The organism is Ruegeria sp. YKSD179 (assembly GCF_059612885.1).
In genome coordinates this window covers 1-11,965 of sequence record NZ_JBXWRL010000043.1, presented here as the reverse complement: position 1 = coordinate 11,965, position 11,965 = coordinate 1, and the positions used below count along the sequence as shown (strand labels likewise).

The window sequence follows — 11,965 nt, the reverse complement described above, 5'->3', positions numbered from 1 at the left end:
AAGGCCGCATTCGCGACCGATCGAAGGAGGTGCAATCGCGTGATTGACGCGTCAAACTGGTCGAAGTTGTGAGACCACGGGAGACTAAGTTTGACAGACACATATTTTCGACCGGTATCCGGTTTCGACCTTCCCCGCTTTGCCGGCGTCGCAACTTTTATGCGATTGCCACATGTGGCTCTCTCAGATGATCGGATTAACGAGGTCGATATTGGCCTGATTGGAGTACCTTGGGACAGCGGCACGACTAACCGTTCCGGTCCACGCCACGGCCCACGTCAATTGCGCGACATGTCGACAATGATCCGCGCGCAAAACGGGGCAACAGGTGTCCGCCCCTTTGAAGTTGCCAATTGTGCGGATCTGGGCGACGTTTCTCCAAACCCAGCTGATCTCATGGATACTATGGAGCGAGTGACTGCTTTCTACGAAACCGTTCGATCTGCTGGCATTCGTCCTCTCACCGCGGGAGGTGATCATCTGACATCACTACCGGTCTTGCGCGCAATGGCCAAGGATAGACCGCTGTCAATGATACATTTTGACAGTCACACGGACCTGTTTGATAGCTATTTCGGTGGAACAAAGTACACACACGGGACGCCATTCCGGCGTGCTGTCGAGGAGGGATTGCTTGATCCCAAGAAGGTGGTCCAGATCGGCATTCGCGGAACAACATATGACAGCGAAGATCGGGACTTTGCGTCATCGGTCGGTATTCGCGTTATTCCAATCGAGGAGTTCCATTCGCGGGGCGTGGCGAGCGTGATGGAAGAGGCCCGAGATATTGTGGGACCAACCGACACTTACGTGTCTTACGATATTGATTTTGTCGATCCGGCTTTCGCGCCGGGAACAGGTACGCCTGAAATTGGCGGTCCAAATTCTTATGAAGCCGTTCAAGTCGTTCGCGAATTGAAAGGATTGCGCATCGTCGCAGCAGATTTGGTCGAGGTCTCTCCGCCCTTTGACAAAAGTGGCGGCACAGCATTTCTGGGAGCTTCAATCATGTTCGAGCTCTTGTGTTTAATGGCCATAGAACACGCTAAGTAGGTTCAAAAATGACCCCGGCCGCTATCGAGTACCTGGAAGAGGACATTCAAAGCCTGATGAACGTCTGCTTCGTCCGCGACTCGGACATAGCCGCGTTTTTCACCAACGTCCGCTCCTTTGGGAAGCAGCCATTTATGGTCGGGTTTTGAAATTTTGTCCTGAACGTCGGCAGTGAGCCTGCAATCGCTGACCTGAAAAAGACTCGGATGACCAGGTCGAACCTAAATTAGACAAATTGAAACGGTGTTTTTTGCTGAAACAGAATATGGTGAAGATCTTATTTGGATTAGGCTGTGGAAACGGTAGATGCACATTTCTGGGATGCTTAATGGAACTAATTAAGTCCACCCCGCCTGCCCGTGCGATACAAATGGAAGACACACCACATGGTACCAAAATCCAACCTAAGCAATGCTGGACGAGGTATCTTACTAATAATTGCGACAATGTTTTTCTTCAGCGTTATGGATGCGATGGCAAAGGAGGTGGCAAACCGAACTGATACAGTCATGGCGATCTGGGCGCGGTATGCCGGACAAACAGTTGTGGTTTCACTTCTGGTTGCTCCTCGAATGAAGGCGGTTTTGAAAACAGGGTATCCTGGTTTGCAATTGCTTCGATCCGTGTTTTTGCTCATCGCAACGTCATTCTTCTTCTTTGGTTTTGTATCTATTGGTCTGGCGAATGCGGCGGCGATCATGTCGCTCAACCCTGTGTTAATTACTGTGGGCGCCGCTCTGATCCTTGGCGAGCGTTTTGGCCCGCGAAGAGCGATTGGTGTTTGCACAGCCTTGGTGGGTGCACTGATCATAATTCGCCCTGGTTCAGATGTGTTCTCAAACGCCGCGCTGCTGCCGCTTTGTGCCGCCGTGGCCTATTCGGGTTATGCACTTACGACACGCTTTGTGGGTCGCGATGAAGACCCTTGGACATCTTTGCTGTATACAGCGACTTTCGGTGCCTTAGTTGTCAGTGTGATCGTTCCGTTTTTTTGGGTCCCGCCAGATTTAACTTCAATTGTTTTGATGACACTAATCGGTATCGTAGGTGCACTAGGGCATTTCTGCCTGATCCGCGCATTTATGGTTGCAGAGGCTAGTGCCTTGGCGCCGTTTTCTTACGCAGGCTTACTCTTCGCAATTCTGTGGGGCATTGTACTCTTTGGAGAGTATCCCGACTGGCTCACTTACACAGGAGCTTTGATCATTGCGACATCTGGAATCTACATTTGGCACCGCGAAAGCCGAATGGCGGCCGAAACGTCATAGAGTTGATCGATCAGCACTGCTTGAGGTTCGATCGCGGCGTTGCACCAATAGAGGCGCTGATGCAAAGCGGACATTCATTCGAATTATTGTGTACAACTGCTTCGAGCGGCAGTCCCGGTCACTCGTACTATTTCCATTTTATTGAGCAACCTATGGATTGCGTTTGCTCTTTGGGACCCTGACTAGTCTCCGCGACCAGCCTCATAGCTTCGTACAATTCGCGTGGGAGAACTTGCTGACCAGGTGTCATGCGCGTTGCGTCCAATCGACCCCGGTACTGCAATTTGAGCTCAGCATTATAGCCGAAGAAATCTGGAGTGCAGGTTGCACCAAATGCTTTTGCAACAGACTGGCTCTCATCATGCAGATACTGGAAGGGAAAAGAGTGTTTTGAAGCCATAAGCTTCATATTCTCAAAACTGTCGGCTGGATATTTTTGCGCATCATTTGAACATATTGCGACCACACCGACACCAAGAGCCATCAAGTCTGAGCTGTCGCGGATTATCTTGTCCAGTATCGCCAAAACGTATGGGCAGTGATTGCAAATGAACATTACCAACGTTCCATTGGTGCCTTTTACATCGGCAAGATTATAAATTTTTCCATCAGTGCCGGGCAGCACGAAGTCTGGCGCAGGTTGGCCAAAATCACAAACCGGGGGGCTAATAGCAGCCATTTCAAGCTCCTTGCTTGCTCGCAATCGTGCAGCAATTCTCTAGCACACTTATCAAGGTGAAGTCAGAAAAACCCGGATCAAGTCGGTCGGTGCGGTTTCGTAGTGCAGTCAGATACATTTTGATCCAGCTACGACCGCATTGCGAAAACAACGCCTCCATGTCGAGACCAGCTTAGCGACTTGAGCTGCGAGACTTGACGTATTTTGCTGCGTCATCAAACGGCAGAAATGTCCGCAAGCCGGTCGTAGCCAAGATTTGGGACAGCGACCGCTTTTGGTGAGAGCGGTCGTTCCTGGTCGAAAGTCCGAGTTTTCTGGGTTGAACGTCCGCTCAAAGCCGCTAACCGGTCATCTGAGTAAATCAGTCAGGTGACTGCGTTGAGCCCAAATTGGTCTTTCGATTTTCACAGCCGCGTAGTTGCCGCAGTTCGTGGCAACTCAGATTTTCGATGCCGTGGCACCGCGGAGAAAACCTGCGCCGCGAACTCATGGAACGTTGGGCGATAGGGACGCGATAGTTTTTCGGCAGCGCGATCAGCTTCGGTCAGCGGGGATAGGTGATCGGGCAAATGCTTGAGCAGGGCGGTATCAAAAGGGGCATTCATCGTCTTTCTCCTTGTTCCTGTTGCCACTGTGACAGGGGTAAAAGATCTTCGCTTGAAGACAGCCCTTAGAAATCCCTGTGAATTCATTTGGATTTGTCTAGAATTTCAAAGATCAGCTTGGATCAAAGGTTTGTCTCATTGTTTTACCGTTTTGGAGATTGCGAACTCGACACTGCCAGCCGCCGACTGAAATGCGCCGGTCTGGAAGTTGCCATCGAACCGCAAGTTTTCGATTTGCTGCGGCTTCTGGCGGAGAACCCTTCAAGATTAGTGACCAAAGATGAGATCATTGACGCCGTCTGGGGCGGACGCGTCGTTTCCGAAAGTGCCGTCAGCGCCCGGATCGCTGCAGCACGCCGTGCGATTGGAGACAACGGAAAGCAGCAGAAGGTAATTCGGACACATCACGGGCGAGGTCTGGAAATGGTTGCTGTTGTTACAGGCGGCGACGCCACCGACCGCCCAAATTTGGAAAAACCAATGGCTCCCAAGGTGCGATACACGATCTCAAAGCGCGGGCACTCTTTGGCCTATCTTGTTTCCGGTTCCGGGCCACCGCTGTTTCAACTTGATGGTCCGCCGCTTAGCAAGGAGAAGGCGTGGCACATACCGATCTTGCGAGATGGCTATGATGCCTATCGAGAGGGTCGTACGCTCATTCAAATGGACTGGGCCGGAACGGGTCTGTCGGAGGCGTTGGATGAAGCGCTTAGCATCGAAGAGAATGTCGAGGATATGGTCGCCGTTGCCGATGCCGCCGGGTTAGACCGATTTGCTCTCATGAGCGAATCTGGTGCGTGTTTGCCAGCCGTCCTATTCGCTGCAACGCATCCTGAGAGGCTCACACACCTTGTCATGGTTGGCGGGTATGCAGAGGGCCGCGGGATTCGTGAGGCGCAAGGCCAGCCCGAGGTCTTGAAGGCTATGATGGAGGCAGGTTGGGACCAGCATGAAGGCGGGATCGCCACTGCCTTTCTCACGGCCTATTTTCCCGAGGGTCCGGCCGAAGGCGTGCGGCAAATGGTGGGACTAATGCAGGAAAGCGCCTCTCAGAAATTCATGCTCGATCACCGCGACCGGTCCAACAATGCATCAATCATCGATGTATTGAAGAATGTCGAATGCCCGACTCTGATCATTCAAGGTCGTAACGATTCAATACATCCCTTGGTGCAGGCGAAGAAACTTGCTGCAGGCATTCCCGGCTCGGAGCTGTTGGTGTTGGAAAGCGCGAACCACCTGCCTGTCCCTGGCCACCCAACATTCGATGTGTTTATCCAGGCGCTCCGGGGTTTTCTCGATGCCTGACAGATAAGGCGCGCGGCTGGAGGCAATGGCTCCTTCGTCCGCACAGCGGTCGTTCAAGCAAGTTGCAGCGAACGTCTGCACCGAGCCCAAAGCGGACCATCACTTCAGAAGGTCAAGATCGCCAATTCATGGCATGCAAAATGCTTGCACCTTGTTGACCCGGCAATTCAAATTCGCCCAAAAGTTCAAACTTCAGGTTTGGATCATCACCAACCAATGCACGCGTCACGTCAGACACAAGAACCTCGCCTCGACCCGCAACAGCCGCGATACGAGCGGCAATATTGACAACCGAGCCAAAGAAATCCTCATGGGACTGCACTACATCGCCAGTGTGAACTCCAATTCTGACGGCGAGCCGGGGCTCGGCAATTTCGTTCGCCAGATCACGCTGAATTTTACCTGCTGCCGACATTGCAGATCGAGCTGACGCAAAAGACGACATCGTACCATCGCCAAGTGTTTTGACGAATTGGCCTCCATTCGCTTCAATGACCCGTCTTACTGCCGCAAAATGAGCATTGATCTTCGCAGACCACGCACGGTCCCCTAGTGTTTTTGCGATGACAGAAGATGCCACAACATCCGTAAACATGACGGAAGCAAGTCCCTCGGTTTGGCCTAACGACATGCTCTCACGCGCGGCCTCGGCCAGTTGAGACATTGACGTCTGCTCCATCCCCATGATGACTTGATTGGGCGTTGGCACAGATGCTGTACGTGCGGTTCATCGCAAAGGTGGTAGCCCGCCGCTAGGTCATTGATGTGAATCAATGGGGAATAGCCGACCTTAAGGCATTGTTGCATTTGGAGGAGGAGAGAACATGAAACGTGCTGCGATAATCCTAACCCTTGTACTGGCCAGCCCAATATTAGCTGAAGGAACAGCAGAGGAGGGCGGTGAGATCGCCCGAGAATACTGTGTGCGCTGCCACGATGTGAGCAGAGATGGTGCCATGAAAGAACACCCTCCGGCCTTCGCCGCTATCGCCAAGTTTCGCTCTGAAGAGCAAATCCGGTCCCGAATTTGGTTTCCGTCAATCCACAGCGGAATGCCGAATTTCGGAATCTACCTGAACTCAGGGTCGGTGGACGCATTGACTGCCTACATAACGTCTTTGGAGTAAAAGTACCAACAAACCAAGGTATTTCAGGCGACGGTCTTGTGAGTGGGACTTTGTTTGCTCTGGTGCAGGGGCCTTTTCGCCTGCGCGGTTATGGCTATGGCCTGCGCGAAAGCGAAGGGAGTTGGGTGGTAACCACTCTTCTCGAAAACGCCGAGCTGTTCGAAATCGATAAAGCCGCTGTCGATGCGCCAATGACCGGCAAAGCTGATCCCAATGGCATAGTCTTAAAGTAAATTTCTACGGGTAATTCAGTTTCTAAAGGCAAAGTGGGTTTTCTGGAAGGTACCAATCGACAGACACAGCGAATTGTCAAATTGAGAATTTAGTTACAATCCATTCGTCTACTGTTGGATGCTTTCGAGGTAAAACAGCAACCCCGCCAGTTCGCGTGGCGTTGGTGTCAAGATACCTTCAATTTCGACGGGGACGAGATCTTCTGCCATTTCTCCGCCAAATTGAGGCATAACGCGAGATAGGTGGCTGTTCTCTGGGTCGCCGTAGATATAGCTTAGTGCGCGGGCTTGAGGAAAAGTGCCTCCGTTTTTCGCGCTTAACATTGTCAAATCTGTGGGCGCAACGGAAAGATTTTCGGCTGCAGGTCCGCCCCCTGTACCATCCACGCCATGACAAGAATTACAGTTTTTCGAAAAAAAAGCGGCCCCGTCAGTACGAGTAGGCATAACATCAGCATTTTGATACAAATTGGTACAGGACGCCATTGCCAGAGGAATAAGACCCACTGTTAATATTGCCCATCTATTGCCGTACATGCTGGACCCCACTTTTGGTTCCAACCTACGGTCAATTTTTTGGCTTAGCAATCACATCAACTGCGGTGAACCGTCCGCAAGGATCAACTTTATTAAGCGCTAAAAAAGATTTGGGATTGGCCACCCAAACTGGCAGTGAAAACTGCTTGAGTACCTGAACTATCATTTAGGCCACTTCACTTTGACCATCCAAGAATATTGCGCGACGATCTGGATTGGGGGGTCAAACATGTTGGAAAACTCGTTTCGACTAGTCTGGCTCGAAGCAGTTGGCACCGTCTTTATGATCCTGTTCGGGTTTGGGCTTCACTTTGCGTTTGCTTTGCTTGCTAGTTGGACGCCAGTGGCTCTTGTAGCAGCAGTAAACGAGTCAATTTGGGAGCATTTGAAACTAGCCTTTTGGCCCGGATTGTTTTGGGCATATCTGATGCCGCTGCTACCCCAAGTTTCGAGGCGGGACATTTTAAGTTCAAAAGGAGTGAGCCTCGCTACTACTGCTGTTTTTATTGTGACAGCCTTCTCGGCTTACACTGCAGTTTTGGGATACAACCTTTTAGCGGTTGATATTGGTATATTTGTCGCCGCAGTATGCGTCGGTCAGTCGGTTTCAATTCTGTTGCTAGTTTACAAAAATGAAACTTACAAGTTGATCCACGTTTTCGGTCTGGTTCTCTTGGGCCTTCAAGTCGCGGCATATAGCACGTTCACCTTTTCCCCTCCTGATCATTGGCTTTTTATTGAAGCGCAGTCCGGTGTAAGAGGCATCCCTACTCGTTAGCTGGCTGGTCGCTGAAAATGTCTGCTTTGACAGCCGATCTTTGACCTGGCCTAATTCTTCACGTGTTTGGCGTTGGTGCAAGCTGATGTTGAGTCTACAGTAGCGTCTCGAAAAATTGGACTAGTTGCTTGGCTTTACCCGAGCAACTCAGGCCTGAGCATCAATACAGCACCTAGCACTAGAAGCAATATACCGCCGAACAGGTGGGATATTCGTGAAAATCGTCCAGTCGCCGTCACTGCCCGCAGAGAGATCATCGCAAACAAAAAAATCAATGCATCATCCAGAAGAAACACCAAGATGTAGACTGCTAGGTAGGAATAATGGGCAATTGGCGACAGATCGTGCATCGCAAGAATCTGCGTGAAAACCGCTGGCACGCCAGCCGAGCAGATCAATTCAATCAGGTTTACACTTACCGCCAGCACTGCGATGGAAAGCGAAGCTAACAAAAGGCTCGGTTCTTCAACGATCCCCCGGAAGGAAGCCGCTACCGACTGTTTTCGATCGACCTTGGTGACCTTGCAAACCCCTTCCGGGTTTGTCCAGTACTCGCGCAAGTAAAATAGACCTGCTGCAAGAGCCACAACACCAACGGACAGTCGAAGCCAAGTCACCACGCCAATCCAGAGCACCACGTTTAACCAAGTCGCAAGCAGGGCGAAATACATCAGCCCCGTAGTGCCCAAGAACACAAAACCCAATGTCCACATACGTGCGGTGTCCTTTATGCCTAAAAGTAGTCCTATCAGAAGTGCCAGAACCCACATTGCGCAGGGGTTGAAACCGTCTAAGGCACCCAGCGCCAAGGTGAGAACTGGGAGTGACAGATCGGACAGCGACACTTTGCCAAAAAGTGGTAAATACAAGGTTCCTGCATCTGTTGCCCACTCCGTCGCTGCGCCAACCGTGTGGCCAGTCTCATTTGCGGCTTTCAGGCTTCCGATCAAGTCGAAACAATGACTCGCACGGCATGTTTCGATCATGTCAAGATAAACCGCTTCACTTCGCCCAGCGGCAAAGCCTGTTTGGTGCTGCGAACCTACCACTACCAATGGCACAGCTGGGTTTTCGATCCCAAGCTCGATCACAGTTTTGCGAAATAGATCGTCATCTTCGTCTGAGGTGCTGAGTTCGATCCGCTTCAGGCTAAGTTGGGAGTCGGTAACCGTCATTTCTTTGATCGCTTCTGTTGCTCGGCTGCAGTACGGGCACCCCTCTTGCCAGAATATATACACAGTCACCTCTTGCGCAGCTGCTCCAAACCCCAGAAGCGAGAACCAAAGCAAGACAAGCCATCCGCCAATGCGCCGAGCCATTGTATTTGAAAATCTACCCAGCAGACCGAGCTCCCTAATGACGGCAAGCAATATGCATCGGCCTCCGGATGGGGTCATTGATCTGGCGCAAGAGCGATATCAGCAGACATTTTTAGTGTGGTTCAGCGGTGGCTTTCTTGGATCAGAAATCATTAGTCAAAAAGTCCATGAGGGGTCCGCATCGGTCGCCCAGCTTGTTGTTATATACAATCCAGCTTGACCAGCGACGTTTGAGCCAAATCAATGTGCTGCGTCGATCGGATTGTTAATGTTCTTTCATTGGGAGGCAAAGAACCATGATTTCGGTTGAAGATATCGAAGACATGTCCGCGCTCAGAGGGCAGAGATCGACGCGCTCGCTGAACACGAGCATTTCACCACATACGACGCCGCGCTAATGGGGAATTACCTTATGCAAATTCACCACGGGCCGCAAAAAGTACATGAAATGATCTGCGACGATATTCGCGCTGCAATGCATGCTGACGATATTCAACATGCGAGGGCTCTCTTCACCGTTTTGCGAGGTTTTCTGACTGAGAACCCTCAGGCCGCGCGGGGCGCGAGCAATTAAAGGGTTTTGTCAGAATAACTTGGCTTGAGTAGGGCAGGGCGGTTACGTAGCTGGTCTTGTCAGAAGAACTTTGCTTGAGCGGGGCAGGGCGGTTGCATAGCCTTCGGACATGGCCAAACCTGCCTCCTTAAAGTACTTCAAAACTAGCCCTGAGATCATCCGCCTTGCGGTGATTCTGTACATCCGATTTCCGCTCTCGCTTCGAAATGTCGAAGATCTGCTGCACGAGCGCGGGATCGATGTCAGCCATGAAACCGTCCGCTATATTGCGCGCTTTGATTTGAGTCATTGCTTTCCCCCAGACCTCCCCACCAGACTTTCTGCGGGAGGATGTAGCAATGAGCATCATCGGGAAATCACCCGAAGAGCGCGCCGCTGCGTGTTGGCAACCAACCTCGGATGCCCTAGAGCAGCCGACAAACGACCTTGGCCGCAGACTTCTCACAGGTTTGCCAGATGGCTCGATCAACATCGGGTTTGAAGCTGTCGATCGCCATGTAGCGCAGGGGCATGGAAACCATACTGCCCTGATCTGGCTATCCAAGGACGGAGCGCAGCAAACGCTCAGCTATGGAGATCTCGCAGCCATGTCGTCGCGGTTTGCAAATCTGCTCTATGACCACGGACAACAAAAAGGGGACCGCGTCTTTGTCGCGATGGGGCGGCGGCCTGAGCTTTATGCTGCGGCCCTTGGCACTTTAAAGGCCGGGATGGTCTTTACGCCACTCTTTGCCGCCTTTGGGCCAGAACCCCTGAGAACCAGGATGGAAATCGGCGATGCCAATGTTCTGGTCACGACTAAATCACTCTACAAACGCAAAATCGCATCGTGGCGTCAGGAAATGACGTCGCTGCGTTTGGTCCTCATCGTTGGCGACGAAGCTCCTGATGATTGCGTCGCTCTGGCCCCGGCATTGCAAGAGGCCTCGACAGAATTTCTGGCTGCCCACACACAGACGGAAGACCCGGCATTGATTCACTTCACCTCGGGTACCACCGGGAGGCCAAAAGGTGCGGTTCACGTGCATGGCGCAGTTCAGCACCACGCGCTCTCGGGTCGATACGCGCTCGAACTGCAGCCCGGCGTGACCTACTGGTGCACCGCTGACCCGGGCTGGGTCACCGGAACGACCTACGGGATTATCTCACCACTGGTGAACCGCGTGACGATGATCGTGGACGAGGCAGAATTCAATCTCGAACGCTGGTATGGGATCGTTGAAAGGGAACGCGTTGAGGTCTGGTATTCAGCCCCAACAGCCATCCGCATGATGATGCGCGCTGGCAGTGAGGCCGCACGAGGGTACGACTTCAGTGCTCTGCAGTTTCTTGCAAGCGTCGGTGAGCCTCTGAACGCCGAAGCCGTGGTCTGGTCCAACGAGGTATTCGGTCGACCGTTCCACGACAATTGGTGGCAGACAGAAACCGGGGGCATCATGATTGCCAATACTAGAGCGCATGACATCAAGCCTGGATCGATGGGCAAACCCCTGCCTGGCGTTGTTGCTGGCATTGTGGAACCAGACAACGGGGGCTTGCGGGAATTACCGGATGGCGAGATAGGAGAGCTTGCTCTGCGACCGGGCTGGCCCTCGATGATGCGGGACTATCTTCACGAACAGGCGCGGTACGAAAAATGCTTCAATGATGGTTGGTACTTGTCAGGCGATCTCGCGATGCGGGACAGTGATGGGTATTTCTGGTTCGTCGGTCGAGCCGATGACCTAATCAAAACGTCGGGCCATCTGGTCGGCCCCTTCGAGGTTGAAAGTGCGCTGATTGAGCATGAAGCCGTCGCCGAGGCCGCTGTGATTGGTATTCCAGACGAGACAGCGGGCGAAATCGTCAAAGCCTTCGTGACCCTGAATTCCGGCCAAACCGCGGATGAGGAGCTAGAGCGCGACATTCGCGGCCTTGCCCGCAAACGGCTTGGAGCGGCTGTGGCCCCCCGCGAGATCGTTTTCCGAAATGCCCTTCCCAAGACCCGCTCTGGCAAGATCATGCGCCGCCTTTTGAAGGCGCGCGAGCTTGGTCTGCCAGAAGGTGACATCTCTACATTGGAGACGGACGAGAAATGACCACAAGCAAACCAAGACTGGACCGCGACCATGTGAAACGCTTGCTGAGTGACATGATCCGTATCCGACGTTTCGAAGACAAATGTGCGGAGCTATACACTCAGGAAAAAATTCGCGGCTTCCTGCACCTCTATGATGGAGAGGAAGCGATTGCCGCTGGGATTATCCCGCTCTTGTCGGACAAAGATCGCGTCGTCGCCACGTACCGAGAACACGGACATGCGCTGATGCGCGGCGTCTCAATGTCCTCGGTCATGGCCGAAATGTATGGCAAGGCCGAAGGCTGCTCGGGCGGACGCGGAGGTTCGATGCACCTGTTTGACGCCGCCACGAACTTCTATGGCGGCAATGCCATTGTCGGTGGCGGTCTCCCCTTGGCTGCGGGGCTGGCTCTAGCCGAACGGAT

Annotated in this window: 14 protein-coding genes and 1 pseudogene; 10 read left to right on the top strand and 5 right to left on the bottom strand. The window is 52.5% G+C overall.

The features are described 5' to 3' along the window. Nucleotides 1-90 precede the first annotated feature (90 nt). The 3 genes from speB (at nt 91) to AC2FNE_RS17990 (ending at nt 2,321) form a co-directional block, all read left to right on the top strand. Nucleotides 91-1,053, top strand: coding sequence for an agmatinase (speB, locus tag AC2FNE_RS18000; RefSeq protein ID WP_496805940.1), 963 nt, complete (start codon nt 91-93; stop codon nt 1,051-1,053). 8 nt (nt 1,054-1,061) lie between these two features. After that, nucleotides 1,062-1,202, top strand: coding sequence for a hypothetical protein (locus AC2FNE_RS17995; protein ID WP_496805939.1), 141 nt, complete (start codon nt 1,062-1,064; stop codon nt 1,200-1,202). Nucleotides 1,203-1,439: 237 nt separating this feature from the next. Then, nucleotides 1,440-2,321: a DMT family transporter gene (locus tag AC2FNE_RS17990; RefSeq protein WP_496805938.1), complete on the top strand. Its 882-nt coding sequence runs from the start codon at nt 1,440-1,442 to the stop codon at nt 2,319-2,321. A gap of 127 nt (nt 2,322-2,448) precedes the next feature. On the opposite strand, the gene AC2FNE_RS17985 is transcribed toward AC2FNE_RS17990, so the two are convergent. Then, a complete protein-coding gene (locus AC2FNE_RS17985; RefSeq protein WP_496805937.1) occupies nt 2,449-3,000 on the bottom strand; it encodes a thioredoxin family protein in 552 nt (183 codons plus the stop codon). A gap of 404 nt (nt 3,001-3,404) precedes the next feature. Beyond that, a complete protein-coding gene (locus AC2FNE_RS17980) occupies nt 3,405-3,605 on the bottom strand; it encodes a hypothetical protein (RefSeq protein ID WP_170609149.1) in 201 nt (66 codons plus the stop codon). A 138-nt stretch (nt 3,606-3,743) separates the two neighbouring features. Between AC2FNE_RS17980 and AC2FNE_RS17975 the strand changes: the two genes are divergently transcribed. Further along, the gene (locus AC2FNE_RS17975) at nt 3,744-4,913 is read left to right on the top strand and encodes an alpha/beta hydrolase (protein ID WP_480608711.1); all 1,170 of its coding nucleotides are present in this window, start codon (nt 3,744-3,746) and stop codon (nt 4,911-4,913) included. Nucleotides 4,914-5,025: 112 nt separating this feature from the next. Here the strand turns inward: AC2FNE_RS17975 and AC2FNE_RS17970 are convergent, their stop codons facing one another. Beyond that, entirely contained in the window at nt 5,026-5,577 is a 552-nt protein-coding gene (locus AC2FNE_RS17970) for an adenylate/guanylate cyclase domain-containing protein (RefSeq protein WP_170609051.1), read from the bottom strand. Between the two features lie 160 nt (nt 5,578-5,737). On the opposite strand from AC2FNE_RS17970, the gene AC2FNE_RS17965 reads away from it, so the two are divergent. Together AC2FNE_RS17965 and AC2FNE_RS17960 are read left to right on the top strand one after the other, a co-directional pair. Beyond that, nucleotides 5,738-6,040, top strand: a complete 303-nt coding sequence (locus AC2FNE_RS17965; protein WP_170609049.1) for a c-type cytochrome — start codon at nt 5,738-5,740, stop codon at nt 6,038-6,040. 38 nt (nt 6,041-6,078) lie between these two features. Beyond that, nucleotides 6,079-6,273 carry a hypothetical protein gene (locus tag AC2FNE_RS17960; RefSeq protein ID WP_496774135.1) on the top strand — a complete coding sequence of 65 codons (195 nt, stop codon included), beginning with the start codon at nt 6,079-6,081 and terminating at the stop codon, nt 6,271-6,273. 108 nt (nt 6,274-6,381) lie between these two features. Here the strand turns inward: AC2FNE_RS17960 and AC2FNE_RS17955 are convergent, their stop codons facing one another. Then, nucleotides 6,382-6,720, bottom strand: a complete 339-nt coding sequence (locus AC2FNE_RS17955; protein ID WP_496805959.1) for a c-type cytochrome — start codon at nt 6,718-6,720, stop codon at nt 6,382-6,384. A 319-nt stretch (nt 6,721-7,039) separates the two neighbouring features. Between AC2FNE_RS17955 and AC2FNE_RS17950 the strand changes: the two genes are divergently transcribed. Further along, on the top strand, nt 7,040-7,588 hold the full coding sequence (locus tag AC2FNE_RS17950) for a DUF6512 family protein (protein WP_170611219.1): 549 nt from the start codon (nt 7,040-7,042) through the stop codon (nt 7,586-7,588). A 134-nt stretch (nt 7,589-7,722) separates the two neighbouring features. Here the strand turns inward: AC2FNE_RS17950 and AC2FNE_RS17945 are convergent, their stop codons facing one another. Next, the gene (locus AC2FNE_RS17945; RefSeq protein ID WP_496805936.1) at nt 7,723-8,907 is read right to left on the bottom strand and encodes a hypothetical protein; all 1,185 of its coding nucleotides are present in this window, start codon (nt 8,905-8,907) and stop codon (nt 7,723-7,725) included. A 683-nt stretch (nt 8,908-9,590) separates the two neighbouring features. Between AC2FNE_RS17945 and AC2FNE_RS17940 the strand changes: the two are divergent. The 3 genes and pseudogenes from AC2FNE_RS17940 to AC2FNE_RS17930 form a co-directional block, all read left to right on the top strand. After that, a pseudogene (locus tag AC2FNE_RS17940) lies at nt 9,591-9,743 on the top strand (IS6 family transposase); the annotation flags it as partial. A 76-nt stretch (nt 9,744-9,819) separates the two neighbouring features. Further along, nucleotides 9,820-11,559 (top strand): acetate--CoA ligase, encoded by a 1,740-nt coding sequence (acsA, locus tag AC2FNE_RS17935; protein WP_496805935.1) that lies wholly within the window; start codon nt 9,820-9,822, stop codon nt 11,557-11,559. After that, the coding region (locus AC2FNE_RS17930) for a thiamine pyrophosphate-dependent enzyme (RefSeq protein ID WP_496805934.1) at nt 11,556-11,965 on the top strand (410 nt) is incomplete at its 3' end. The genes acsA and AC2FNE_RS17930, both read left to right, overlap by 4 nt.

Excerpts from the sequence above, each read along its gene's own strand:
- AC2FNE_RS17995 (WP_496805939.1), top strand. The coding sequence starts at position 1,062 with ATGACCCCGGCCGCTATCGAGTACCTGGAAGAGGACATTCAAAGCCTG.
- AC2FNE_RS17990 (WP_496805938.1), top strand. The coding sequence starts at position 1,440 with ATGGTACCAAAATCCAACCTAAGCAATGCTGGACGAGGTATCTTACTA.
- AC2FNE_RS17985 (WP_496805937.1), bottom strand. The coding sequence starts at position 3,000 with ATGGCTGCTATTAGCCCCCCGGTTTGTGATTTTGGCCAACCTGCGCCA.
- AC2FNE_RS17980 (WP_170609149.1), bottom strand. The coding sequence starts at position 3,605 with ATGAATGCCCCTTTTGATACCGCCCTGCTCAAGCATTTGCCCGATCAC.
- AC2FNE_RS17970 (WP_170609051.1), bottom strand. The coding sequence starts at position 5,577 with ATGTCTCAACTGGCCGAGGCCGCGCGTGAGAGCATGTCGTTAGGCCAA.
- AC2FNE_RS17965 (WP_170609049.1), top strand. The coding sequence starts at position 5,738 with ATGAAACGTGCTGCGATAATCCTAACCCTTGTACTGGCCAGCCCAATA.
- AC2FNE_RS17955 (WP_496805959.1), bottom strand. The coding sequence starts at position 6,720 with ATGCCTACTCGTACTGACGGGGCCGCTTTTTTTTCGAAAAACTGTAAT.
- AC2FNE_RS17950 (WP_170611219.1), top strand. The coding sequence starts at position 7,040 with ATGTTGGAAAACTCGTTTCGACTAGTCTGGCTCGAAGCAGTTGGCACC.
- AC2FNE_RS17945 (WP_496805936.1), bottom strand. The coding sequence starts at position 8,907 with ATGGCTCGGCGCATTGGCGGATGGCTTGTCTTGCTTTGGTTCTCGCTT.
- acsA (WP_496805935.1), top strand. The coding sequence starts at position 9,820 with ATGAGCATCATCGGGAAATCACCCGAAGAGCGCGCCGCTGCGTGTTGG.